Below are 23,885 nucleotides of genomic sequence, written 5' to 3'. Positions count from 1 at the left end.
CCGACCTACTTGGGAGCCACCGTGATGTTGAGGTGGCCGCCGCTGGCCTTGCCGTTGACCGTGACCGTGGTCCCCGTCTTCGGCACGTCGACTCCGTACCAGCCGGGCTCGTACCGGCCCGCGTGGGCACCGGTGCAGGCGTGCTCGTCACAGTTGCTCCACCACGACCTGGTGTCGTCGAACACGTTGACCGCCGGCTTGGAGGCGATGCTGCCGGCGACGCCGTTGGCGTGCAGGGTGATCGCGTCCGTGGGCTCGACGCCGAAGGTCGAGTCGTAGGACAGGATCCGGTTGCGCATCAGCGTGCCGTCCGGCCAGTGGCTGAACTGCGGGTGCGCGTCGACGGGCAGGATGAGCCCGCCACCGGGGTGCTCGCCGACGTTGTTGTCGCCGAACGACTCGTCCCAGTAGCTGACGAGCAGGCCGTCCTGGTACGGGTAGGTCTCGACCCAGTCGGGCCGGCTGCCCAGGAACCCGAAGTTGTACGCGGTCCGCAGCGAGGCGTCGTACCCGTCGTACTGCCGGTTCTCCAGGACGTAGGCGTTGAAGTGGTAGCTCTCCGCCTTGCCGGTCGTGCGGATGAACCCGTCGAGGACCCAGCCCTCGTCGCTCTCCGCGTTGCCGACCGACGTGCCGTTGATCGCCATGTCGTCGACCGCGAGACCGTAGCCGGCCACCGCCGGGTCGGTGGTGTAGCGCCAGCGCAGCGCGTTGGTCCCCGCGGGCAGCGTGGCGGTCAGGTCGACGTACGCCCCGCTGGCGAAGCCGGCCGACTGCCCGGTGATGCCCGTCTTCGAGGGGTTGTTGCTGTTCGGGTCGGTCGTGCTGGACCGGTTGGTCAGGACGGGGACCCACGACGTGCCACCGGTGGTGGAGGCCTCGAGGAAGGCGTAGTCGTAGCCCTCCTCGGTGCTGTACCGCACCTTGGCCGTGAAGCTGCCGGCTGTGATCCCGGTCGTCCTCGTCATCGTGTGGGTGAACTCGTTGCCCGAGCCGCTGTAGAAGAACTGCGTCCCGCTCGCCGGCAGGCCGACGTCGTCGATCCGCTTCTTGTCGGGCAGGAGCACGAAGACCGCCTGCGGCGACTTGGTGGCCGGGCTGTTGGGGCCGAGCTTGTGCGTGGACTTCTCCCCGGCCCGGGCGACCTCGTAGAACGGGCCGCTGTCGCCCTGCGGCGAGAGCCAGCCGAGCTGGAACTTCTCCCAGACGCCGAGGTCGGTCGGCGAGTCGCCGATGCCGTCGGGCCCGCCGTCGCCGATGTTCGCCCCGGAGGACATGAGGGTCCAGAACGCCGTGTTGTTCTCCGCGCCACCGGTGTTGCCCGAGGTGTCGTAGAGGTCCGGCAGGCCGAGGTCGTGACCGTACTCGTGCGCGAAGACGCCGAGGCCGCCGTTCTCCGGCTGCATCGTGTAGTCGTACACCCAGATGCCGGTCGGGTTGTTCGGCACGAGGCTGCTGGAGACGATGCCGCTGTTGGAGCCGATGTTGACGCCCACGCCGAGCGGTCCGCCGAGCTGGAGGTTCGCGCCCCAGCGGTGGCTCCAGATGGCGTCCGTGCCCTGGTTCGGGTCGCCGGCCGCCTCGTCGCCGCCCGCGTGGACGATCTGGAAGTGGTCGATGACGCCGTCGGGCTCGTTGAAGTTGCCGTCCCCGTCGATGTCGTAGCGGTCCTGCTGGTCGAACGTCTTCAGGTACGCCTGGATCTGGGCCATCGTCTGCCCGCTGTCGAGCTGCGCCTTCACCCAGACCGCCAGGGCGTCACGGACCAGTGCCTTGCTCGTGTTGCAGACGATGTCACCGCAGTAGTTCCGCCCGTACAGCGCCTCGTTGAAGGGGACCTTGACCCACTCGGTGACCGTCCCGTCGACGGAGTACCGCCCCGAGGACTGGGTCTCGTAGTACTTCTTCATCCGGTTGAAGTACATGTCCTCGTAGTGCGCCCGGTCGTAGTTCGGCTGCCACAGCGTGCTGTTGTCGACCGAACGGTCCGGCTCCGGGATCTCGTTGTGCCGGGGACCGGTGACGTCGGTGGCGCTGCCGTCCGGCGGTGGTCCCTGGAAGGTCGGGCTGGGGTACTGGGTGTCGCCGAACTCGGCGATGACCACGAAGATCTTGTCGGTGCCCTCGTTCTCGAGGTTGACGTACTGCCCCTTGCCGACCTTGACCACCTTGCCCTGCGCTGCCGGGTCGCCCTTGAGCCGCTTCTCGAGGGCCTTCTGGCGCAGTGCGTCCTGCTTGACGGCCAGGGGGGTGCGCCGGTTGTCCGACCCGCCCTTGACCTTCTCCTTGGCCGTGTCCGTCGGTGGGACGGCGCTGGCCGGGCCGGTGACGAGGAATGCCCCCACCACCAACGAGCTTGCGGCCAGCAGGCTGTAGACCCGCCGCCGTCGTGAATGGACTGCAGATGTCACGTGGACCGTCCTTTGTCGCTGGTAACTCCTCCTGGTGACTCGGTCGGCCCCTTCGATCAGGTGCGGCTGACCGGGACGGGGACAGTGAACGCCCGCGAGGCGGCAGTTGTGATCACCCGACAACCGTTTCGTTACCCACTCGTGATATTGAGCCGAGTCGTCCCGCACGGCGCACGGGCCAGCGACGTCGACCCATGACATCGGTCATGGGTGACGGTGAGCCGCCCGTGCCGTCCTCGCGGCCACCCGTAGGCTTCCGGCCGTGGACTACGACGACGTCGTCATCGGTGCCGGGCACAACGGGCTCACCGCCGCGGCCTACCTCGCGCGGGCCGGGCGCCGCGTCCTCGTGCTGGAGGCCGCCGACCACGTCGGCGGCGCGGCGGTCTCGGCCCAGGCCTTCCCCGGTGTCGAGGCGCGGCTGTCGCGCTACTCCTACCTCGTCTCGCTGCTTCCGCGGCAGGTCGCGACCGACCTCGACCTGGACCTGCGCCTCATCCGGCGCCGCTTCTCGTCCTTCACGCCCGTCCCCGCCGACCCGGCGCGCGGCCTGCTGGTCGACAACGCCGACGAGGCGGCGACCGCCGCGGGCTTCGCCGCGCTCACGGGCGGCCAGGGCGAGCACGCCGCCTGGCAGCAGTTCTACGGCCGCGTGCACGCGCTCGCGCAGCGCGTCTTCCCGACGGTGCTGGAGCCACTGCGTTCCGAGCAGGAGGTCGCCGCACTGGTGGACGACGCCGCCCTCTGGGAGGCGCTCGTGCGCCGGCCGCTCGGCGAGGCCCTCGAGGAGCACTTCGCCGACGACACGATCCGCGGGGTCGTCGCCACCGACGCGCTCATCGGCACCTTCGCCGACCTGCGCGGGGAGGACCTGCGCCAGAACGTCTGCTTCCTCTACCACCTCATCGGAGGCGGCACGGGGGACTGGGACGTGCCCGTCGGCGGCATGGGCGCGGTGACCGACGGACTGGCTCGGGCGGCGACTGCCGCGGGCGCCGAGATCCGCACCGGGGCGAGGGCGCTCGCCGTGGACCCGTACGGCACGGTGGAGTGGGACGGTGGCTCGGCCCGCGCCTCGACCGTGCACGCTGCCTGCGCCCCGGCCGTCCTCAACGACCTGCTCGCGGCTGCCGGGGCCGACCCGGTCGAGACCGAGGCGCAGCCGGAGGGCGCGCAGCTCAAGGTCAACATGCTGCTCTCGCGGCTGCCGCGCCTGCGCGACGAGGCCGTCGACCCGCGTGCCGCCTTCGCCGGCACCTTCCACGTCAACGAGGGCTACGCCCAGCTGCAGGAGGCGTATGCCGCGGCCGCGGCGGGGCGGGTGCCGCAGGTCCCGCCGTGCGAGATCTACTGCCACAGCCTGTCCGACCGCTCGATCCTGGGTCCGGGGCTCGCCGAGTCGGACGCCCAGACCCTCACCCTCTTCGGGCTGCACCTGCCGGCGCGCCTGTTCCGCGGGTCCCCGGAGGAGCACGACCAGGTCAAGGACCTCGCCCTCGCCCGGACCCTGGAGTCGCTCAACGCGGTCCTCGCCGAGCCGATCCAGGACGTCCTGCTGCGCGACGCCGACGGCGCCTACTGCCTCGAGGCGCGCACGCCGGTCGAGCTCGAGGCGGACCTGGGCCTGCCCGGCGGCAACATCTTCCACCGGTCGCTGCAGTGGCCCTGGGCCGAGCGGCCCGAGGAGGTCGGCACCTGGGGCGTCGAGACCCGGCACGAGCGGGTGCGCCTCGCGGGTGCCGGCGCGCGCCGCGGAGGCGGCGTGAGCGGCATACCGGGGCACAACTCGGCACGGTCGGTGCTCGAGGGCTGAGCAGGCCGCGCCGCAGGTAACCCCCGCGAAACACGACTAGGGCAGGATTCGGCACATGGATCGTCAGCAGGAGTTCGTCCTCCGCACCATCGAGGAGCGCGACATCCGCTTCGTGCGGCTGTGGTTCACCGACGTGCTCGGCACGCTGAAGTCGGTGGCGGTGGCGCCGGCCGAGCTCGAGGGTGCCTTCTCGGAGGGGATCGGCTTCGACGGGTCCGCCATCGAGGGTTTCGCGCGCGTCTACGAGGCCGACATGCTGGCCAAGCCGGACCCGTCGACGTTCCAGGTCCTCCCGTGGCGCGGGGACAACCCGGGCACGGCCCGCATGTTCTGCGACATCACCCTGCCCGACGGGGCGCCGAGCTTCGCCGACCCGCGGCACGTCCTGCAGCGCGCGCTGGGCAAGGCGTCCGACCTGGGGTTCACCTTCTACACGCACCCGGAGATCGAGTTCTACCTGCTGGAGCAGGGCTTCCGCCCGGGGGAGGTGCCGGTGCCGGTGGACCAGGCCGGCTACTTCGACCACGTGCCGCACGGCACGGGACACGACTTCCGCCGCGCGGCGATCACCATGCTCGAGTCGATGGGCATCTCCGTGGAGTTCAGCCACCACGAGGGCGGACCGGGCCAGAACGAGATCGACCTGCGGTACGCCGACGCGCTCTCGACCGCGGACAACATCATGACGTTCCGCACCGTCATCAAGGAGGTCGCGCTCGAGCAGGGCATCTTCGCCTCCTTCATGCCCAAGCCGTTCGCCCAGCACCCGGGCTCGGGCATGCACACCCACATGTCGCTGTTCGACGGCGACAGCAACGCCTTCCACGAGCCGGGCGCGCCGTACCAGCTGTCGAAGGTGGGTCGGCAGTTCATCGCCGGGCTGCTGCGCCACGGTGCCGAGATCACCGCCGTGACCAACCAGTGGGTCAACTCCTACAAGCGGCTCTGGGGCGGTGGCGAGGCGCCGGCCCACCTCACCTGGGGCCACAACAACCGCTCCGCCATGGTCCGCGTGCCCATGTACAAGCCGGCGAAGGGCCAGAGCAGCCGGGTCGAGGTGCGCACCCTCGACGCCGCCTGCAACCCCTACCTCGCCTTCGCCCTGATGCTCGCCGCCGGGCTCAAGGGCATCGAGGAGGACTACCCCCTGCCGCCCGAGACCGAGGACGACGTGTGGGGCCTGACGTCCGGGGAGCGTCAGGCGATGGGCATCGAGGCGCTGCCGACGTCCCTCTACGAGGCGATCCGGGTCATGGAGCGCAGCGACCTCGTGGCCGAGACGCTCGGCGAGCACGTGTTCGACTTCTTCCTGCGCAACAAGCGGGCCGAGTGGGACGACTACCGCGGGGAGATCACCCGGTTCGAGCTCGAGCGCTACCTACCCGGTCTCTGACGGCGGGCCTGCCGGTACGCCGGCTCGCGCAGCAGACGCACGACCGGGTACTGCGTCGTCCCGGGCAGCTGGTGCACCACGGGGTCGTGGCGCTCCCGGTCCACCTCGGGCCCCAGCCGCGCGCCCCCCACGACCTCGCCGGCATACCGCCACGGCCCGGTGCCGAGCGCCCAGGACAGGACCATGGACGGCGGGAGCACCCCCTTGGGAACCGGCTCCGACCCGGTCGGGCTGAGGCGCAGCACGAGGGCGCCTGCGGGGCATCGCACCGGCAGCAGCGTCGTGAGCGCACCGGTTCCGAGACGCGTCGCCGGGCGCAGGAGGAACCGCCCGAGCGCGGACCGGCCGGTGCCGGCGAAGAGCAGGTCGGCCGGACCGGCACCCGCCGGCCGGACCCGCAGCGCCACCCCGTGGACGTCCGGCAGCGACGGCGGCAGGCCCGCGGCGCGGGAGACACGCAGGACCACGTCGTGGACACCGGGCTCGTCCAGCCACGGCACGCCGGTCGACGCGCCGCCCGTCGAAGCACAGCCCGGGATGGTGACGACCGCGGCGTACGAGGCGCCGCTGGGGTGCAGGGGCCGGTCGGACCGCAGCCGGGCGACGACCCGCGACGCCGCCCCGAGGACGTGGCCGGCCGCGCTCGCCGCGACCTCGGCGGACGTGGAGGTGCTCATGCCCGGCTGTACCCCGGACGCCGGGGACCATGCAGCCGACCCCTCACTAGGGTGGTCGGGTGAGCACCGGTCGCCCCACGTCGCAGGCGGGCACACTGGCCAGGCTGGGGTTCGCCGACGCCCAGCGGGCCGGACAGCTGCTCACCGACCCGGCCCTGGCCGGCCTGGTGGACCCGCTCGACGACGTGTTCCGCGACGGCCTGCCTGACGCCCTGGGTGCCGTCGCCGACCCCGACCTCGCCCTGCTGTCGCTCGTGCGGCTCATGGAGTCGCTGCGCGCCACCGAGCCGCGCCGCCGCGACGAGGAGGACGGACCCGGAGCGGAGGTGCGCGGCCTGCTCGCCGCCATGCGTCACCCGGGTCCCGCCCGGGACCGGCTCCTGGCCGTCCTCGGTGCCTCGACCGCGCTGGGCGACCACCTCGTCGCCCACCCCGAGCACTGGCGCAGCGTGGCCGAGGCGGCACCGGTGGACACCGAGGCGCGGGTGCGCGACGTCGTCGCCGCCGTGCGCGCCCACGGCGAGCAGACGGCGTACGACGCCCTGCGCATCGCCTACCGGCGCAACCTGCTCGGCATCGCCGCCCTCGACCTCACGGCGCCCGACGTCGTCGCGGAGCTGCCGGACACCGCGGCAGCGCTCGCCGACCTCGCCCAGGCGGCCCTGGAGGCCGCCCTGGTCGTCGCCCGGGAGCAGGTGGGGGAGCAGGCCGACGCGTGCGACTTCGCGGTCATCGGGATGGGCAAGACCGGGGGCCGGGAGCTCAACTACGTCAGCGACGTGGACGTCATCTTCGTCGCCGAGCCGCGGGACGGGGTCGACGAGGCGGTCGCGATGGCGGCCGGAGCGGCCCTGGCGACCAAGCTCATGCGGGCGTGCTCCACCTCCACCGGGCAGGGCACCCTGTGGCCGGTCGACGCGGCGCTGCGACCGGAGGGGAAGAACGGGCCCCTGGTCCGCACGGTGGAGTCCCACCGCGCCTACTACGAGCGCTGGGCCAAGACCTGGGAGTTCCAGGCCCTGCTCAAGGCCCGCGTCGTCGCGGGCGACCGGGCGCTGGGGGAGGCCTACCTCGAGGCGGTGCGGCCCCTGGTGTGGCAGGCCGCCTCGCGGGAGAACTTCATCGAGGACGTGCAGGCGATGCGCCGGCGGGTCGAGCAGCACGTCCCGGCCGCCGAGGCCGACCGGCAGCTCAAGCTCGGTCCCGGTGGCCTGCGCGACGTCGAGTTCAGCGTGCAGCTGCTCCAGCTCGTCCACGGCCGCACCGACGAGACGCTGCGCTCCGGCACCACCCTCGAGGCGCTCGACGCCCTCGCCCGCGGCGGGTACGTCGGCCGTGAGGACGCCGCGGTGCTCGACTCCAGCTACCGCCTGCTGCGCACGCTGGAGCACCGGATCCAGCTCTACCGGCTGCGCCGGACCCACCTCATGCCGACGGGGGAGGCGGACCTGCGGCGCCTGGGCCGCGCGCTCGGCCACCGGTCCGACGCTGCCAAGGCGGTCGTGGACCAGTGGCAGAAGCAGGCCCGCGAGGTCCGCCGCATCCACGAGCGACTCTTCTACCGGCCCCTGCTCGCGGCCGTGGCCCGGCTCAGCAGCAGCGAGGCGCGGCTGGGACCCGAGGCGGCGCGCGACCGGCTCTCCGCGCTCGGCTTCCGCGACCCCGCCGGAGCGATCCGTCACCTCGAGGCCCTCACGTCCGGTGTGAGCCGCCGTGCCGCGATCCAGCGGACCCTGCTGCCGGTGATGCTCGGCTGGTTCGCCGACGAGGCCGACCCCGATGGTGGGCTGCTCGCCTTCCGCAAGGTCAGCGAGGAGCTCGGCTCCACGCACTGGTACCTGCGCCTGTTGCGCGACGAGGGGTCGGCGGCGGAGCGGCTCGCCCACATCCTGGCCCGCAGCCGGTATGCCGCAGACCTCCTCGTGGGCGCACCCGAGGCCGTGGCCATGCTGGGGGAGGCCGGCGGCCTGCGCCCCCTGCCGCGCGAGGACCTGCTCCGCCGGATGACCGCAGCCGCCGGTCGCCAGGACGACCCGGACAAGGCGGTCCGCACCGCCCGTGGCCTGCGCCGGCAGGAGCTGTTCCGCGTGGCGGCCGCGGACCTGCGCGGGGAGCTCGACCTGCAGGAGGTCGGTGCCGCCCTGACCGACCTCACGGCGGCGCTGGTCGAGGCGGCCCTCGCGGTGGCGCGGCGCGTGGTCGAGCAGCAGCACGGCGAGCTCGTCACCCGGCTGCTCGTCGTGGGGATGGGCCGGCTCGGGGGCCGCGAGGTCGCGTACGGCTCGGACGCCGACGTGCTCTTCGTCCACGACCCGCTCCCGGGGGCCGACGAGGGGGTCGCCCAGGACCAGGCCCTCGAGGTGGTGCAGGAGCTGCGCCGCCTGCTCGGCTCCCCGGGCCCGGACCCGCAGCTGGGGCTCGACGCCGACCTGCGACCGGAGGGCAAGAACGGCCCGCTCGTGCGCAGCCTCGCCAGCTACCGCGCCTACTACGACCGGTGGTCGCTCACCTGGGAGTCGCAGGCCCTGCTGCGGGCCGACCCGATCGCCGGCGACCCGGACCTCGGCCAGGCGTTCCTCGCGCTGGTGGACCCCCTGCGCTGGCCCGAGAGCGGCCTGGCCGAGTCCCAGGTCCGGGAGATCCGCACCCTCAAGGCCCGCATGGAGGCCGAGCGGCTGCCGCGGGGGGCCGACCCGAAGGCCCACTTCAAGCTCGGCCGGGGTGGGCTCAGCGACGTGGAGTGGACCGTGCAGCTGCTGCAGCTGCAGCACGCGCACGAGGTGCCCGGGCTGAGGACCACCAGCACCCTGCCCGCCCTCGCCGCCGTGGAGGGGGCCGGCCTGCTCCCCGCCGACCACGTGGCCGCCCTGCGGGAGGCCTGGACCCTGGCCTCCCGGCTGCGCAACGCCGCCGTGCTCTACCGGGGCAAACCCGTCGACAGCGTCCCCTCGGACCTGCGGGTCGCGGACGGGGTCGGTCGCATCCTGGGGCTCGAGCCCGGGTCCGGGGCCGAGCTCGCCCAGACCTACCGCAGGGTGGCGCGACACGCTCGCACCGTGACCGAGCTCGACTTTTACGGGACCCGGTAGCGAGGTACGGTCGAGCGCATGGTCAGGGGCAGGGACGGCGCTGTCGTGGTGCCCTCGTACGCCGAGGTGCTCCGGGCGCCGTCGTTCCTGCCGATCTTCGTCGCCTCCACGCTCTCGACGTGGGGCGACTACATCGCCCGCATCACCATCGCGGCCGTGGTGTTCAGCTGGACCGGCTCCGCGCTCGCCACCGCCGCCACCTTCGCGGTGTCCCTCGTGCCGACGATCCTCGGCCGGGCCCTGCTCGGGCCGTTCTGCGACCGTTTCCCACCCCGGCTCACGCTCGTGGGCACGCACCTGGTCCGCGCCCTCGTCGTCGGCCTGCTCATGTGGACCGTGCGGTCGACCGAGTCCGTGCCGCTCGTGCTGGTCCTCGTCTTCGCCCTCGAGTTCGTCGGCGGCCCGGCGGCGACCGCGGGCCAGATGCTGCTCACGGACGTCTTCCCCGACCGCCGCCTCTACGCGCGCGCCTTCGGGCTCAGCACCCTGGCCACCCAGGTCAACCAGGCGATCGGCCTGGCCGTGGGCGGGGCCGTCGTCGGCGTCCTGGGCGACACCAAGGCCCTCGTGCTCGACCTCGCCACGTTCGTCGTCGGGGCGGCGGTGCTGGCCACCATCCGACCCCGCACGTCCTCCTTCGTCCGCGACGACACCTCGTTCTTCCGCGACCTGGCGGCCGGCTGGGTGCAGATCCGCGGCAACCGGGTCCTCACCCGCCTCCTGGGGCTCTCGCTCGTGAGCGGGCTGGGGATCGCCGCGCCGGAGGCCGTGGCGCTGCCCTACGCCAACGCGCACACGGGGTCCACGGCGTGGGGCGGCCTGCTCATGGCGGCCCCGATCGTCGGTGCGGTCGCGGGGCTGCTCGTGATCGGCCGGTTCAGCGCCGAGCGGCAGGCGAGCCTCATCATGCGTCTGGCGCTGCTCATGCCGCTGCCGCTGCTCGTCACCATCGTCGAGCCGCACGTGGGGGTGGTGTGGCTGGCGTGGTTCGTCTCCGGTGCCCTGCAGTGCTACATGCTGCCGCTGCAGGCGGCGTTCACCCTGCTCGTCCCCACCGCTATGCGCGGTCGCGTCTACGGCCTCGCCGGCGCGCTCTCCGTCGGGGTCACGGGTCTGTGCTTCCTCGCCGCCGGCTGGGTGTCCGAGACGACCTCGCCCGCCGCCTCGGTGGGGATCTGCGCCGTGGTGACGTTCGGCGCGCTGGTCCTGCTCGCCGCCCGCTGGCCCCGGGACGAGGTCGCGGTACGGATCCACGAGACCTTCTCCGAGGCCGACGGACCCGACGGGCCGGAGGACCTCCCGGCGTCCGAGGAGCCCGGGGATGGCGTGCCGGTGGCGGAGGTCGTCGACCCGACCCCGCCGCCCGGCGCCGTCGACCCGGAGGTCGCGGTGCCCGATCCGGCCCCCGCGGACCTGCCCCACGCCGACAGCCGCGCCGAGACGCGGTCCCGCCGGGTTCCCGGGGGCTGAGACCGCCGCAGGACCCGTCGCCAGGGCTCCGTAGAATCGTCCGCATGATGGCCACGATCGACCTGCGCGGACGCGCGCTGGGGGCACGCGAGCTGCGCGACCTCCTGCCGCGGGCGGACTTCGACGTGGCGGCCGCCGTCGAGACGGTGCGGCCGCTGTGCGAGGACGTGCGCCATCGCGGTGCCGAGGCCCTCTACGACCTCGGCCAGCGGTTCGACGGCGTCCGGCCCACCCGCCTGCGCGTGCCCTCCACCGTCCTCGCCGCCGCGCTCGACCAGCTCGACCCCCAGGTGCGGGAGGCGCTCGAGGAGGCGGTCCGCCGCACCCGCCAGGTGCACGAGCGGCAGCGCCCCGCCGAGACCACCGTCGACGTCGTCGCGGGCGGTCGGGTCGAGAACCGCTGGCTGCCCGTGGACCGGGTCGGCCTGTACGTGCCGGGAGGGCGGGCGGTCTACCCGTCCAGCGTCGTCATGAACGTCGTCCCCGCCCAGGTGGCCGGGGTCGGGTCGCTCGCCGTCGCGAGCCCGCCCCAGCGCGAGAACACCGGCGTCTTCGCCGGCTACCCCCACCCGACCGTCCTCGCCGCCTGCGCCCTGCTCGGCGTCGAGGAGGTGTATGCCGTGGGCGGCGCCCAGGCGGTCGCCGCCTTCGCCTTCGGCTTCGCCGACGGCGCGGACACCTGCGAGCCGGTCAGCCTCGTCACCGGACCGGGCAACATCTACGTCGCCGCGGCCAAGCGCTACCTCAAGGGCGTCATCGGCATCGACTCCGAGGCGGGCCCCACCGAGATCGCCGTCCTCGCCGACGACACCGCCGACCCCGTGCACGTCGCGTCCGACCTCGTGTCGCAGGCCGAGCACGACCCGCAGGCCGCGTCGGTCCTGGTCACCCCCAGCACCGCCCTCGCCGAGGCCGTCACGGCCGAGGTCGCCCGTCGCGCTGCGGCGACCAAGCACTCCGGGCGCGTCACGGAGGCGCTCTCGGGGCAGCAGTCCGGCGTGGTCCTGGTCGACGACCTCGACGCCGGCCTCGCCGTCGTCAACGCCTACGGCGCCGAGCACCTCGAGCTGCAGGTCGCCGACGCCGCGGCCGTGAGCCGCCGGATCCGCAACGCCGGCGCCGTCTTCGTGGGGCCGTTCTCGCCCGTCAGCCTCGGCGACTACCTCGCCGGGTCCAACCACGTGCTGCCGACCGGCGGCTGCGCCTGCCACAGCAGCGGCCTCGCCGTGACGTCGTTCCTGCGCTCGGTGCAGGTGATCTCCTACGACGAGGACGCCCTGCGCGAGGTCGCCGAGCGGGTCGTGGTGCTCGCCCAGGCCGAGGACCTGCCCGCCCACGGCGAGGCGGTCTCGGCCCGGTTCGGCGAGCGGTCGTGACCAGGCTGCAGGAGCTGCTGCGCGAGGACCTGCGCGGCAGCACGCCCTACGGCGCGCCCCAGCTCGAGGTGCCGGTCCGGCTCAACACCAACGAGAGCTCCTACCCCGTACCGGCCGAGGTGGTCGCCGAGATCACCGCTGCCGTGGCAGCGGTGGCGCCCGACCTCAACCGGTACCCCGACCGGGAGTTCACGGCACTGCGCACCGAGCTCGCGGCGTACCTCACCCGCACGACCGGCACCGCGATCGAGCCGGCCCGCGTCTGGGCGGGCAACGGCTCGAACGAGGTGCTGCAGCACGTCGTGCTGGCGTTCGGCGGGCCGGGGCGCACGGCGCTCGGCTTCACCCCGGCGTACTCCATGCACCCGATCATCAGCCGCTCGGTCGGCACGACGTGGGTCGACGGGCTGCGCGGGCAGGGGACCGGCGAGGCGTTCGACCTCACCGCCGAGTCCGCGGTCGAGCAGGTGCGCGCCCACGACCCGCACCTCGTCTTCCTCTGCTCGCCGAACAACCCCACGGGGACGGCCCTGGGGCTCGACGTGGTGGAGCGCGTGTACGACGCCGCGGACCGTGCGGTGGTCGTGGTCGACGAGGCGTACGCCGAGTTCGCCCGCCCGGGCACGCCGAGCGCGCTCGAGCTGCTCGAGGGACGGCCGCGGCTCGTCGTGACGCGCACCATGAGCAAGGCCTTCGCCTTCGCGGGGGGCCGGCTCGGCTACCTCGCCGCGGACCCCGAGCTCGTCGACGCCCTCCGGCTGGTGCGGCTGCCGTACCACCTGTCCTCCCCGACCCAGGCCGTGGCCCTGGCCGCCCTGCACCACGCCGACACGATGCTCGCGACGGTCGAGGCGATCAAGCACGAGCGCGACCGGATGGTCGACGGGCTGGGGGAGCTGGGGCTCGAGCCGGTGCCCAGCGACGCCAACTTCGTGCTCTTCGGGGGGCTGGCCGACTCCCGCGCGACGTGGCAGGCGCTGCTCGACCGGGGCTTGCTGGTCCGGGACGTCGGGATTCCCCACTATCTTCGTGTCACGGCCGGGACCCCGGCCGAGACCGACGCCTTCCTCGCCGCGATGGCGCAGGTGGTGGGTCGGGACGATTTCGGGACGGACGACGGGAGCACGCGGTGACCGCAGCCAACCGCACGGCGGCACTGAGCAGGACCACCTCGGAGTCCAGCGTCGAGCTCGAGCTCGACCTCGACGGCACCGGGCAGCCCGACGTCGACACCGGCGTCCGCTTCTTCGACCACATGCTCGCCTCGCTGGCCAAGCACTCCCTCATCGACCTACGGGTCAAGGCGACCGGTGACGTCGACGTCGACGTGCACCACACCGTCGAGGACGTCGCCATCGTCCTCGGCGACGCGCTGCGCGAGGCCCTGGGCGACAAGAGCGGGATCGCCCGCTTCGGCGACGCCACCGTGCCGCTCGACGAGGCGCTCTGCCAGGCCGTGGTCGACGTGGCCGGGCGCCCGTACGTCGTGCACACCGGTGAGCCGGAGGGCCAGCAGTACGCCCTCATCGGTGGCCACTTCACCGGGTCGATGACCCGGCACGTGTGGGAGTCGCTCTCCGGGCGCGCCGGGATCGCCCTGCACGTGCGCGTCCTGTCCGGACGCGACCCGCACCACATCGTCGAGGCCCAGTTCAAGGCCGTCGCCCGGGCACTGCGCACCGCGGTGGCGCGCGACCCGCGCGTCGTGGGCGTCCCCAGCGCGAAGGGCAGCCTCTCCACGTGAACGAGCGGTGGCAGCCGGCGCAGGCGATGCGCGGGCTGCTCCTGGTGCGGGCCGAGGTGCCCGCCGTCACGAGGTGGGTGCGCGGAGGACTCGTGGCCTGCCAGCTGGTCCCGCTGGCGTCGTGGACCGCAGTGGCGCCCGTCGAGCCGTCGTCCCGGGCGCACGCGCCCTACGACGGGGCTGCCTCCGTCCTGCTCGGCCGGCCGGTGCCGAGGCGGCTGCGCCCGGCCCTGGGCTTCGTCGTCGCCGACCAGCGGGCCGCGGTCGTGGTCCGGGGGCGTGGCCTGCTGGACCGGCCGCGGTGGCTGCTCTGGCAGCCGGGGCGCGGCCCCGTGCGGACCCGCGAGCTCGCACCCGCCCGGCCCGGTGAGCTGGCGGCGGCAGCAGGGCGACCGGACGCGGCGCGTCGGGTCGCCGACGTCGTCCGGGACCGGTCCGGCGACGCCGAGCGACTGCTCACCGACCTGCTGGCCGTCCTGGACCTGCCCGGCGCCGACCTGCTGGGTCCGCACGTGGGCCTGCGCGGCCAGGTCGTCGCCCCCACGGCCCAGGCGGTCGCCCGCTTCGACACCCGCATGGCGGAGATCGCCCGCCACCACAGGGAACTGGAGGACAGCTGATGACACGGGTGGTCGTCTTCGACTACGGCAGCGGGAACGTCCGCTCGGCCGTCCGGGCGCTCGAGCACGTCGGGGCGCAGGTGGAGCTCACCGGCGAGCACGCGCTGGCGCAGGAGGCCGACGGCCTCTTCGTCCCCGGCGTGGGCAACTTCCACGCCTGCATGGTGGGGCTGCGGGACGCCGACGGCCCCCGGGTGATCGAGACCCGGCTCGCTGGCGGGCGCCCCGTGCTCGGCGTGTGCGTCGGCATGCAGGTGCTGTTCGAGGGGTCGGACGAGCCCGGCGGGGCCCCTTCGGACGGCCTGGGCGAGTGGCCGGGCCGGGTCGCGCGCCTGCAGGCCGACGTCGTGCCCCACATGGGGTGGTCGACGGTGGAGCCGGGCGCGGGCTCCCGGCTGTTCGCCGGCGTCGAGGACCAGCGGTTCTACTTCGTCCACTCCTACGCCGTGCAGGACTGGGTGCTGCCCGACCCGCACGGGCCGATGGCCGTGATGCGGCCCACCGTGACGTGGGCCGAGCACGGGAGCAGGTTCGTGGCCGCGGTCGAGAACGGCCCGCTGTCGGCCACCCAGTTCCACCCCGAGAAGTCCGGTGACGCCGGCCTGGCGCTGCTGGAGAACTGGGTGCGCTCGCTGTGAGCACCCAGGCCCGCACCGCCACCCACCCCCGCACCGCCACCCACCCCCGCACCGCCACCCACCCCCGAGGAGAGAGCGCCACCATGACCGAGACGCCCCGCCTGGAGCTGCTGCCCGCCGTCGACGTGCAGGGTGGCCGTGCCGTCCAGCTGGTGCAGGGGGTGGCCGGGAGCGGGGGCGAGTTCGGCGACCCGTGGGAGGCCGCGCTCGCCTGGCAGGAGCAGGGCGCCGAGTGGCTCCACCTGGTGGACCTCGACGCGGCGTTCGGCCGGGGGTCGAACCGCGAGCTGCTCGCCGACATCGTGGGCCGTCTGGACATCAAGGTCGAGATGAGCGGCGGCATCCGCGACGCCGCGTCGCTCGAGGCCGCCCTCGCCAGCGGCTGCCGCCGGGTCAACCTCGGCACCGCGGCCCTGGAGGACCCGGAGTGGACGGCTGCCGCGATCGCCGAGCACGGGGACCGGGTGGCCGTCGGGCTGGACGTCCGGGGCACGACGCTCGCGGCGCGCGGCTGGACCCAGGACGGCGGCGACCTGTGGGAGACCCTGGCCCGGCTCGACGCCGAGGGCTGCGCCCGCTACGTCGTCACCGACGTCAACAAGGACGGCATGCTCAAGGGCCCCAACCTCGAGCTGCTGCGTGACGTGTGCTCCCGCACCGACCGCCCCGTCGTGGCCTCCGGTGGGGTGTCGACCCTGGAGGACGTCGCCGCGATCCGCGAGCTCGTGCCGCTCGGCGTCGAGGGCGCGATCGTCGGGTCCGCGCTGTACCGCGGTGCGTTCACGCTGCCCGACGCCCTCGACGTGGCCGGCCGCCCGTGACCGACACGCCGCAGGAGCAGGACGCCTCCGTCGCCGGAGGCGGACGCGGCCACCACACCGGCCCGGCCGACTCTGCCGGCGTGCCGTTCGGGGGCAGGGCGCTGACCGGCACGGGGTTCGACGACGACACCGGTGCCGCCGACGCGGCCCTGGAGCGGGCCCTCCGGGACCCGGGCGACGAGCCCGCCCTGGTGGCCGCCGTCGCGGCGGCGCGGCTGCTGGTACCGGTCGTGGCCGAGCCGGCCGAGGTCGACGAGTCCGGCGCCCTTGCGGTCGAGAAGCAGACGGACATGGCGGCCGTCACGCTCGTGGCCCCGGACGGGACCCGCGCCCTGCCGGTGTTCACGTCGATGGCCGCGCTGGCGTCGTGGGACCCCGCCGCGCGGCCCGTCCCCGTGACGGCGGCACGCGCGGCCCAGGCCGCCGTCTCCGAACGCTGCGACGTCATGGTCGTCGACGTGGCCGGCCCCGCCACCGTGGCGCTGCGACCGTCCATGGTGTGGGCGCTCGCCCAGCAGCGCGACTGGGTGCCGGCCCACGAGGACGACGTCGTCGCCCGCGCGGTCGCGGCGGCGGTGCGCGAGCAGCCCGACGTGCTGGGCCACGAGCTGTCGGCGGGGGAGCCCGGTCAGGGGGTCCTGCGCGTCACCCTCCAGCTGAGCCCGGGCCTGACGGCCGATCGGGTCCAGGCGGTGGCGACGGCCGTGGGGGAGCGCCTCGCGACCGACGGCGAGGTCCGCGCCCGGATCGACGGGCTCGCGTTCGCGATCCGCTGACGCCCTGCTGCGGGGTCGGTGTCGCCTCAGTCCCGCGCATAGTGGGGCGGCGGCAGCTCGGTGACGCCGACCACGGCCGACACCGGCAGCGGCCGGTACAGGTGGGGGAACGTCTCACCGGTCTGCGGGTTGCCGACCTCGACCACCGGCGGCTCGGGCAGCAGCGACTCGTCGACCTCGAGCAGCAGCAGCGGCGTCGCGACGTCCGCGTAGAACGAGCGCCGCACGACCGGCCACTGCGCTGCCGACGAGCAGTGGATGAACCCCTCCTGCTCGAAGGTCCGGCCGCGGGTGGACGCGGTGTAGACACCCGTCTCCTGCGCCCGGTCCCAGTGCCCCGGCTCGGCGAGGTGGTAGATCGTCACCGGGCGAGCGTAGGCCGCGTGCCCCGGCACGGGGCACGCGGCATACCGCGTCGTCCTAGCTGCCCGCCTGCGTGCGGGACTCCACCACGGGCTCGTGCAGGTCCTTGGCGTCGTCCGCCTCGCCGCCGGGGTTGGTGCCGCCGCGGCCGGCCCGCACCGCCTCCTCGATCTGCTTGCCGGTGTCGGCGTCGACGTTCTTCCAGTACTCGAACGCCCGCTCGAGCACGGGACTGCGCACCCCGCCGAGCAGGTGCCCGGCGACCGTCTTCACGAACTGCTCACGCTGGGCGTCGTCCCAGACCTCACGCACGAGCGTGCCGGCCTGGCCGAAGTCGTCGTCGTCCGCGCGCAGCGTGTAGGCCTGCCGCACCATCGCACCGTCGGACTCCCAGCTCTCCTCGGCCTCGCCGACCTGGTCGGCGTACCCGCGCCCCTCGCTGTTGGGGGCGTAGACCGGCTGGTCGCCGTGGTGGTCGTAGGCCATCGGGCCGTCCTGGACGTACGTGTTGAGCTCGGCCACCGCCTTGGGCCGGTTCACCGGGAGCTGGTGGTAGTTCGGGCCGATGCGGTACCGGTGGGTGTCGGCATACGCGAACGCCCGCCCGAGCAGCATCTTGTCGGGGGAGAAGCCGATGCCCGGCACGAGCGCGGACGGCTCGAACGCGGCCTGCTCGACCTCGGCGAAGAAGTTCTCCGGGTTCCGGTTCAGGGTCATGGTGCCGACCTTGACCAGCGGGTGGTCCGAGTGCGGCCAGACCTTGGTGAGGTCGAACGGGTTGAGGTGGTACGTCTTCGCATCCTCGTACGGCATCACCTGGACCGACAGCGTCCAGCTCGGGAACTCGCCGCGCTCGATCGCCTCGTAGAGGTCGCGCCGGTGGAAGTCGGCGTCCTGCCCGGCGATCACCGCGGCCTCGTCGCCCGTGAGGCCCTGCACGCCCTGGTCGCTGTGGAAGTGGTACTTCACCCAGGACTTCTCGCCGGCCGCGTTGACCCACAGGTAGGTGTGCGACCCGTAGCCGTTCATGTGCCGGAACGAGCGCGGGATGCCGCGGTCGCCCATGAGGTAGGTGACCTGGTGCGCGGACTCGGGGTTGAGGCTCCAGAAGTCCCACTGCATGTGGTTGTCGCGCAGGCCCGAGCCGCCGCGGCGCTTCTGGCTGCGGATGAAGTGCGGGAACTTCATCGTGTCGCGGACGAAGAAGACCGGGGTGTTGTTGCCGACGAGGTCGTAGTTGCCCTCGGGCGTGTAGAACTTCAGCGCGAACCCGCGCGGGTCGCGCCAGGTGTCGGGGGAGCCCTGCTCGCCGGCGACGGTGGAGAAGCGCGCCAGCATCTCGACGGTGCTGCCCTGCTGGAACAGCGCCGCCTTGGTGTGTGCCGACACGTCCTCGGTGCACTCGAACGTCCCGAAGGCGCCCGACCCCTTCGCGTGCACGTTGCGCTCCGGGATGCGCTCGCGGTTGAAGTGGGCCATCTGGTTGAGGAAGTGCACGTCGTGCAGGACGATCGGGCCGTCCGGGCCGATGGTGAGGCTGTTGCGGTCGCTCGGTGCGGGGGCGCCGGTGTCGGTGGTCGAGCCGAGCCGGGCCTCCTCGCTGGGTGCGGTCCGGATCGACTCGGGGGTGGCCTGCTGGTCCGTCATCGCTGCTCCTTCGTGTGGTTGTCGTCTGCGTGGCGTCGTCCCGGCTCCGGGCACGGGCAGCGTCCCCACCCTCCCTCCGTGCGGCTGCGGTCGCATCCGGGGAGGCTGCTCCTCACCGCCGATATCGCGTTGATCGGTGTCGGTGGGCGCTGGGAGAGTGGTGCGGTGCTCACCCGGTACCGCCGCGTCCTCGTCGTCCCCGCCCTGCGCCGGGCGCTGGTCCTCGGGTTCCTGGTGCGGATGCCGATCTTCGCCGGTGGCGTCGTCATCACCCTGCACGTCGTCAGCCACCTGCACCGGTCGTACGGCGCCGCGGGACTGGTCTCCGCCGCGGCGACGGTCGCGATCGCGATCAGCGGTCCGTGGCGCGGGCGCCTGCTCGACCGGCACGGGCTGCGGCGGGTGGTCGTGCCCTCGATCCTGGTGGCGGCGGCCTGCTGGTCGGTGGCACCCTTCGTCGGCTACTGGCTGCTCATGGCGCTCGCCGCGCTCGCCGGCCTCTTCGTCATCCCGTCGTTCTCGATCATCCGCCAGGCCATCATCGCCGCGGTGCCGGAGGACGACCGCCGCACCGCGATCTCGCTCGACTCGGTCGCCGTGGAGCTGTCCTTCATGATCGGTCCCGCGGCCGGTGTGTGGGCCGCCACCGTCTGGTCCACCGACTGGGTGCTGTTCGTCATCGAGATGCTGGGCGTGGCCGCCGGCGTCCTGCTGTGGGTCGCCGACCCCGCCCTGCGCGAGGCCCCTGACGAGGACGAGCCCGCGGGCGGGACGACTGCCCCCCTGACGCGGTGGCAGTGGTTCCGGCCCGGGTTCGTCGTCGTGTGCCTGGCCGCCGCGGCCACGACCTTCGTGCTGGGCGGCACCGACATCGGGATCGTCGCGGCCCTGCGCGACTTCGATGCCCAGTCCTCGATCGGCTGGGTGCTGGCCCTGTGGGGGTTCGGCTCGTTGCTCGGAGGCCTCGTCTACGGCGGGCTGCACCGGTCGGTGTCCGCCTTCTGGCTGCTCGGCGCGCTGGCGCTGGTCACCGCGCCCATGGCGCTCGGCGGCGGCCCGGTCTCCCTGGGTGTGCTCGGCTTCGTCGCCGGCCTCTTCTGCGCGCCGACGATCACCGCCACCGTCGACCAGGTCAGCCGGGTCGTCCCCCCTGCCGCCCGCGGCGAGGCCATGGGCTGGCACGGCTCCTTCATGACCGCCGGCATGGCGCTCGGCGCCCCGGTGGCAGGGTTCGCCATCGACCACCGCGGGTGGTCCAGCGGCTTCGTCTCCGTGGCGGTGGTCGGTGCCGTCGTGGCGGTCGTCGGCGCCATCGGCACGTCGGCCCGGGCGCGCGAGCGCCGGGCGCGGGCCGTCGTCCCGCACGAGGTCGCGGCCGGCCGGTAGCCTCCCGCCGTGCCGAGTCCCGCTGCCATGACCGAGCCCGCCGAGGACGCGCCGGAGCCCACCCACGCCGGTCCGGGAGCCGGGTTCGCCAACGAGCACGGACAGCCGGTCGGGCGGCCGGTGCCGGGGTGGGTACCGCGTCCCCCCGTCGAGCCGGTGACGCTCCTCGGCCGCACCTGCCGCCTCGAGCCGGCGCGGCAGCACGTCGAGGGCCTGCACCGGGCCCTGGACCTCGAGAGCCACCCCTCGACCTGGGCGTACTACCCGCAGGGCCCGCTCGCGGACGCAGGCGCGATGGCCGCGTGGGTTGGCTCGCTCGACGCCTCCCCGACCGCGGTCCCGCTCGCGGTGCTGGACCCGGGCGGGACGGCCCTCGGCATCGCCAGCTACCTGCGCATCGACCCCCCGAACGGCTCGGTCGAGGTCGGGGGCATCGTGCTCTCCGACGCCCTGCGGCGCACGACCGCGGCCACCGAGGCGATGTACCTCATGATGCGCCACGCCTTCGACGGCCTCGGCTACCGCCGGTACGAGTGGAAGTGCGACTCCACCAACGAGCCCTCCCGCCGGGCGGCGGGCCGGCTCGGCTTCTCCTGGGAGGGGACGTTCCGCAACGCGATGGTCTACCGCGGGCGCAACCGCGACACCGACTGGTACTCGATCACCGGCGAGGAGTGGCCGACCGTCCGGGCCGAGCTCGAACGCTGGCTCGACCCGTCGAACTTCGACGTCGACGGGGCGCAGCGCACGAGGCTCGACATGGCCGCGGCGCTGGGCCACCCGCCGGTGCGGGCGCCGCAGGACCGCTGAGGGCCGACGCCTCCCCGACGCGGCCGGGAACGCGGGTGTGGCTCCACCCACCGCCTCCGTCGTAGGGCCGAGCCCACGGTGGCGGGGAGGCGGGCATGCTGTCCGAGGAGGTGGACGAGCATGTCCTTCATCGAACCAGCGGCCGCGGGGGAGTCCGACCCGCAGGTGGCCGCGATGTATGCCGCCGAGCGCGAGTCGTGGGGCTACCTGCCCAACTACGCCACGCTGTTCAGCCACGAGCCGGCGGTGATGGCCGCCTGGCGCGAGCTGGTCGGCTCGATCCGGGGAAACCTCGACCGGCGGCGGTTCGAGCTGGTGACGCTGGCGGCCGCGCAGGCCCGCGGGTCGAGCTACTGCTCGCTCGCGCACGGCAAGTTCCTCGCGGACCTGTTCCACACCCCGGACGAGGTCGCCGGGCTCGCGGGCGCCCGGGACGAGCCGGTCCCGGCCGACGAGGTCGACACGGCGCTCATGGAGCTCGCCCGGCACGTCGCGCACGACCCCTCGACGGTCGACCGGTCAGAGGTGCGCCGGCTGCAGGACCTCGGGCTGGACGACCGCGAGATCTTCCTCGTGGTGGCCGCCGTCGCCGCCCGGTGCTTCTTCGCCACGGTCCTCGACGGCCTCGGCGCCGAGCCGGACGAGCAGCTCGGGGCCCTGCCCGCGCCGATGCGGGGGGCGCTCACCGTCGGCCGCCCCGTGGCCGGCTCCCACGCGGAGGCGGCCACGCCGGAGCGCTGACGGCCGCCGGGGCCGAGCCTCGCGGGTCAGACGACCGAGCCGGTGAGCTTCTCGCCCGGCCCCTGCCCCGGCGGGTCCGGGATGACCGAGGCCTCGCGGAAGGCGAGCTGGAGCGACTTGAGCCCGTCGCGCAGCGGGGCGGCGTGCTGGCTGCCGAGGTCGGGAGCCGAGGCGGTGACCAGGCCGGCGAGCGCGTTGATCAGGCGGCGGGCCTCGTCGAGGTCGAGGTGATCGGCGGCGTCCGGTCCCTCGGCGAGCCCGCACTTCACGGCGGCCGCCGACATGAGGTGGATGGCGGCGGTGGTGATGACCTCGACCGCCGGGACCTCCGCGATGTCGCGGGTGGCCTGCTCGGTGGGGTCGGTGCCGGGGTGGGTGCCCTCGGGATTGGGAGATTGCGTGCTCACGCTGGTAGCCTTGCAGATCGACCGGCCGTACCCAGCGCCGGGGGACTCCAGCGGAGGCCTCCACGAGGGGGACGGTGTGCAAGTGAAGCAGCACCTGCTTCCACCCGCGACGACCACCAGGTCGCCGGGTTCCCGAGGTCACCGAGGCGTATGCCGCGGGCGCCAGCCACGCGGCATACCGGGTCTCGGTGGACCCCGAGACGGATCAGGTGAGGCTTCCCGCGCAACGGCGACGGGGAGCCTTTCTCGTTGTGGCGGTCACGACCCTGGATCCCAGCGCAAGGAGACACCCATCAGCGAGCCTCGCATCAACGACCGCATCCGTGTACCGGAGGTGCGGTTGGTTGGTCCCAACGGAGAACAGGTCGGCATCGTGCGCGTCGAGGACGCGCTGCGGCTGGCCGCCGAGGCCGACCTCGACCTCGTCGAGGTGGCCCCGATGGCCAAGCCTCCCGTCGCCAAGCTCATGGACTTCGGCAAGTTCAAGTACGAAGCCGCCATGAAGGCCCGGGAAGCCCGCAAGAACCAGGTCAACACGGTCATCAAGGAGATCAAGCTCCGCCCCAAGATCGACCCGCACGACTACGGCACCAAGAAGGGCCACGTCGAGCGGTTCCTCAAGGGCGGCGACAAGGTCAAGGTGACGATCATGTTCCGCGGCCGCGAGCAGTCCCGCCCCGAGCTGGGCTTCCGGCTGCTGCAGCGCCTCGCCGAGGACGTCATCGAGCTCGGCACCGTGGAGTCGGCCCCCAAGCAGGACGGCCGCAACATGATCATGGTGCTGGCGCCGATCAAGAAGAAGTCCGAGGCGATGGCCGAGCAGCGCCGCGCGCGCAAGACGCCCGCCGCCGACCAGGCCGCACCGGCTGAGGACGCAGCGGCCGCCGACGCACCGGTCGACGACGCGCAGGTCGCTGACACGCCCGCCACGGAGCAGGCCCCGGCCGAGTAGGCCGCCCGAACCACCCGAGCACCACCCACCAGACCAAACCGTCGGACAGAAGGAGATCGGCAGCCATGCCGAAGAACAAGACGCACTCTGGCGCCAAGAAGCGCTTCCGGATCACCGGCAAGGGCAAGGTCATGCGCGAGCAGACCAACGGCCGCCACCTGCTCGAGCACAAGTCCTCGAAGTACATGCGCTCGATCGCGAACGACGTCGAGGTGTCCAAGCCGGACGCCAAGAAGGTCAAGAAGCTCCTCGGCCGCTGAGCCGAGCCCATCCCTGACAGCAGCACCGGGCTCAGCACAGCAGCAGCCTCGGATTCGTCCAGAACCAAGCAAGGAGAACTCACGTGGCACGCGTGAAGCGGGCGGTCAACGCCCAGAAGAAGCGCCGGGTCGTCCTCGAGCGGGCCAGTGGCTACCGCGGGCAGCGCTCGCGCCTGTACCGCAAGGCCAAGGAGCAGGTCACCCACTCCCTCGGGTACGCCTACCGTGACCGCCGGGCCAAGAAGGGCGACTTCCGTCGCCTGTGGATCCAGCGGATCAACGCCGGCGCCCGCGCGAACGGCATGACCTACAACCGCTTCATCCAGGGCCTCAAGGCCGCGGAGATCGAGGTCGACCGTCGCATGCTGGCCGAGCTGGCCGTCAACGACGAGGCCGCCTTCGCCGCGCTCGTCGAGATCGCCCGCGCCAACGTGCCGGCGACCGCAGACGCCTCCGCCTGAGCTCCACCTCAGCGCACCCCGAGCGCCGGG

The 23,885-nt window shown here is 73.4% G+C and carries 22 protein-coding genes; 17 read left to right on the top strand and 5 right to left on the bottom strand.

Annotated features, from left to right (window positions below):
- Nucleotides 1-5: 5 nt before the first annotated feature.
- Nucleotides 6-2,411, bottom strand: a complete 2,406-nt coding sequence (locus tag ACYVDO_RS15025; RefSeq protein WP_460937316.1) for an immune inhibitor A domain-containing protein — start codon at nucleotides 2,409-2,411, stop codon at nucleotides 6-8.
- 262 nt (nucleotides 2,412-2,673) lie between these two features.
- Between ACYVDO_RS15025 and ACYVDO_RS15020 the strand changes: the two genes are divergently transcribed.
- A complete protein-coding gene (locus ACYVDO_RS15020) occupies nucleotides 2,674-4,224 on the top strand; it encodes a phytoene desaturase family protein (RefSeq protein WP_460937314.1) in 1,551 nt (516 codons plus the stop codon).
- A gap of 55 nt (nucleotides 4,225-4,279) precedes the next feature.
- Entirely contained in the window at nucleotides 4,280-5,617 is a 1,338-nt protein-coding gene (glnA, locus tag ACYVDO_RS15015; RefSeq protein WP_460937312.1) for a type I glutamate--ammonia ligase, read from the top strand.
- On the opposite strand, the gene ACYVDO_RS15010 is transcribed toward glnA, so the two are convergent.
- Nucleotides 5,599-6,294, bottom strand: a complete 696-nt coding sequence (locus ACYVDO_RS15010) for a phosphodiesterase (RefSeq protein WP_460937310.1) — start codon at nucleotides 6,292-6,294, stop codon at nucleotides 5,599-5,601. The two genes, glnA and ACYVDO_RS15010, sit on opposite strands and share 19 nt — an antisense overlap.
- A gap of 59 nt (nucleotides 6,295-6,353) precedes the next feature.
- Between ACYVDO_RS15010 and ACYVDO_RS15005 the strand changes: the two genes are divergently transcribed.
- From ACYVDO_RS15005 to ACYVDO_RS14965, 9 genes are all read left to right on the top strand, one after another.
- Complete coding sequence (locus ACYVDO_RS15005) at nucleotides 6,354-9,383, top strand: bifunctional [glutamine synthetase] adenylyltransferase/[glutamine synthetase]-adenylyl-L-tyrosine phosphorylase (RefSeq protein WP_460937308.1); 3,030 nt, start codon at nucleotides 6,354-6,356, stop codon at nucleotides 9,381-9,383.
- 18 nt (nucleotides 9,384-9,401) lie between these two features.
- Nucleotides 9,402-10,853, top strand: coding sequence for an MFS transporter (locus ACYVDO_RS15000; RefSeq protein WP_460937306.1), 1,452 nt, complete (start codon nucleotides 9,402-9,404; stop codon nucleotides 10,851-10,853).
- A 44-nt stretch (nucleotides 10,854-10,897) separates the two neighbouring features.
- Nucleotides 10,898-12,229 (top strand): histidinol dehydrogenase, encoded by a 1,332-nt coding sequence (gene hisD / locus ACYVDO_RS14995; protein ID WP_460937304.1) that lies wholly within the window; start codon nucleotides 10,898-10,900, stop codon nucleotides 12,227-12,229.
- Nucleotides 12,226-13,362, top strand: coding sequence for a histidinol-phosphate transaminase (locus ACYVDO_RS14990; RefSeq protein ID WP_460937302.1), 1,137 nt, complete (start codon nucleotides 12,226-12,228; stop codon nucleotides 13,360-13,362). The genes hisD and ACYVDO_RS14990 overlap by 4 nt, the downstream gene beginning before the upstream one ends.
- Nucleotides 13,359-13,973 (top strand): imidazoleglycerol-phosphate dehydratase HisB, encoded by a 615-nt coding sequence (hisB, locus tag ACYVDO_RS14985; protein WP_460937300.1) that lies wholly within the window; start codon nucleotides 13,359-13,361, stop codon nucleotides 13,971-13,973. Before ACYVDO_RS14990 ends, hisB begins: the two co-directional genes overlap by 4 nt.
- A complete protein-coding gene (locus tag ACYVDO_RS14980) occupies nucleotides 13,970-14,593 on the top strand; it encodes a hypothetical protein (RefSeq protein WP_460937298.1) in 624 nt (207 codons plus the stop codon). Before hisB ends, ACYVDO_RS14980 begins: the two co-directional genes overlap by 4 nt.
- Nucleotides 14,593-15,231 (top strand): imidazole glycerol phosphate synthase subunit HisH, encoded by a 639-nt coding sequence (gene hisH / locus ACYVDO_RS14975; protein WP_460937296.1) that lies wholly within the window; start codon nucleotides 14,593-14,595, stop codon nucleotides 15,229-15,231. The genes ACYVDO_RS14980 and hisH overlap by 1 nt, the downstream gene beginning before the upstream one ends.
- Nucleotides 15,232-15,314: 83 nt before the next feature.
- A complete protein-coding gene (priA, locus tag ACYVDO_RS14970) occupies nucleotides 15,315-16,052 on the top strand; it encodes a bifunctional 1-(5-phosphoribosyl)-5-((5-phosphoribosylamino)methylideneamino)imidazole-4-carboxamide isomerase/phosphoribosylanthranilate isomerase PriA (RefSeq protein ID WP_460937294.1) in 738 nt (245 codons plus the stop codon).
- Nucleotides 16,049-16,828, top strand: a complete 780-nt coding sequence (locus tag ACYVDO_RS14965) for an SseB family protein (RefSeq protein ID WP_460937292.1) — start codon at nucleotides 16,049-16,051, stop codon at nucleotides 16,826-16,828. Before priA ends, ACYVDO_RS14965 begins: the two co-directional genes overlap by 4 nt.
- A 26-nt stretch (nucleotides 16,829-16,854) precedes the next feature.
- On the opposite strand, the gene ACYVDO_RS14960 is transcribed toward ACYVDO_RS14965, so the two are convergent.
- Complete coding sequence (locus ACYVDO_RS14960) at nucleotides 16,855-17,193, bottom strand: DUF952 domain-containing protein (RefSeq protein WP_460937290.1); 339 nt, start codon at nucleotides 17,191-17,193, stop codon at nucleotides 16,855-16,857.
- Between the two features lie 55 nt (nucleotides 17,194-17,248).
- Nucleotides 17,249-18,838, bottom strand: a complete 1,590-nt coding sequence (locus tag ACYVDO_RS14955) for a catalase (protein WP_460937288.1) — start codon at nucleotides 18,836-18,838, stop codon at nucleotides 17,249-17,251.
- 165 nt (nucleotides 18,839-19,003) lie between these two features.
- On the opposite strand from ACYVDO_RS14955, the gene ACYVDO_RS14950 reads away from it, so the two are divergent.
- The 3 genes from ACYVDO_RS14950 (at nucleotide 19,004) to ACYVDO_RS14940 (ending at nucleotide 21,775) form a co-directional block, all read left to right on the top strand.
- A complete protein-coding gene (locus ACYVDO_RS14950; RefSeq protein ID WP_460937286.1) occupies nucleotides 19,004-20,224 on the top strand; it encodes an MFS transporter in 1,221 nt (406 codons plus the stop codon).
- A 9-nt stretch (nucleotides 20,225-20,233) separates the two neighbouring features.
- Nucleotides 20,234-21,034, top strand: a complete 801-nt coding sequence (locus tag ACYVDO_RS14945; protein WP_460937284.1) for a GNAT family N-acetyltransferase — start codon at nucleotides 20,234-20,236, stop codon at nucleotides 21,032-21,034.
- Nucleotides 21,035-21,154: 120 nt separating this feature from the next.
- Nucleotides 21,155-21,775 carry a carboxymuconolactone decarboxylase family protein gene (locus ACYVDO_RS14940; RefSeq protein ID WP_460937282.1) on the top strand — a complete coding sequence of 207 codons (621 nt, stop codon included), beginning with the start codon at nucleotides 21,155-21,157 and terminating at the stop codon, nucleotides 21,773-21,775.
- A gap of 26 nt (nucleotides 21,776-21,801) precedes the next feature.
- Here ACYVDO_RS14940 and ACYVDO_RS14935 read toward each other — a convergent pair whose 3' ends face one another.
- Complete coding sequence (locus ACYVDO_RS14935; RefSeq protein ID WP_460937280.1) at nucleotides 21,802-22,182, bottom strand: DUF1844 domain-containing protein; 381 nt, start codon at nucleotides 22,180-22,182, stop codon at nucleotides 21,802-21,804.
- Between the two features lie 292 nt (nucleotides 22,183-22,474).
- On the opposite strand from ACYVDO_RS14935, the gene infC reads away from it, so the two are divergent.
- From infC to rplT, 3 genes are all read left to right on the top strand, one after another.
- Nucleotides 22,475-23,134, top strand: coding sequence for a translation initiation factor IF-3 (gene infC / locus ACYVDO_RS14930; RefSeq protein WP_460937635.1), 660 nt, complete (start codon nucleotides 22,475-22,477; stop codon nucleotides 23,132-23,134).
- A 65-nt stretch (nucleotides 23,135-23,199) separates the two neighbouring features.
- Nucleotides 23,200-23,394, top strand: a complete 195-nt coding sequence (rpmI, locus tag ACYVDO_RS14925; protein ID WP_316005437.1) for a 50S ribosomal protein L35 — start codon at nucleotides 23,200-23,202, stop codon at nucleotides 23,392-23,394.
- Between the two features lie 83 nt (nucleotides 23,395-23,477).
- Nucleotides 23,478-23,855 carry a 50S ribosomal protein L20 gene (rplT, locus tag ACYVDO_RS14920; protein WP_460937278.1) on the top strand — a complete coding sequence of 126 codons (378 nt, stop codon included), beginning with the start codon at nucleotides 23,478-23,480 and terminating at the stop codon, nucleotides 23,853-23,855.
- Nucleotides 23,856-23,885 lie beyond the last annotated feature (30 nt).

This window comes from Phycicoccus ginsengisoli (assembly GCF_054779295.1).
Note: the sequence above shows the minus strand (reverse complement) of the source record. Positions and strands in the feature narration are given on the sequence as shown.

Bases quoted from the DNA above. Each gene is read 5' to 3' on its own strand.
- glnA (WP_460937312.1), top strand. From the start codon at position 4,280: ATGGATCGTCAGCAGGAGTTCGTCCTCCGCACCATCGAGGAGCGCGAC.
- ACYVDO_RS15010 (WP_460937310.1), bottom strand. From the start codon at position 6,294: ATGAGCACCTCCACGTCCGCCGAGGTCGCGGCGAGCGCGGCCGGCCAC.
- ACYVDO_RS15000 (WP_460937306.1), top strand. From the start codon at position 9,402: ATGGTCAGGGGCAGGGACGGCGCTGTCGTGGTGCCCTCGTACGCCGAG.
- hisD (WP_460937304.1), top strand. From the start codon at position 10,898: ATGATGGCCACGATCGACCTGCGCGGACGCGCGCTGGGGGCACGCGAG.
- hisH (WP_460937296.1), top strand. From the start codon at position 14,593: ATGACACGGGTGGTCGTCTTCGACTACGGCAGCGGGAACGTCCGCTCG.
- priA (WP_460937294.1), top strand. From the start codon at position 15,315: ATGACCGAGACGCCCCGCCTGGAGCTGCTGCCCGCCGTCGACGTGCAG.
- ACYVDO_RS14955 (WP_460937288.1), bottom strand. From the start codon at position 18,838: ATGACGGACCAGCAGGCCACCCCCGAGTCGATCCGGACCGCACCCAGC.
- ACYVDO_RS14940 (WP_460937282.1), top strand. From the start codon at position 21,155: ATGTCCTTCATCGAACCAGCGGCCGCGGGGGAGTCCGACCCGCAGGTG.
- rpmI (WP_316005437.1), top strand. From the start codon at position 23,200: ATGCCGAAGAACAAGACGCACTCTGGCGCCAAGAAGCGCTTCCGGATC.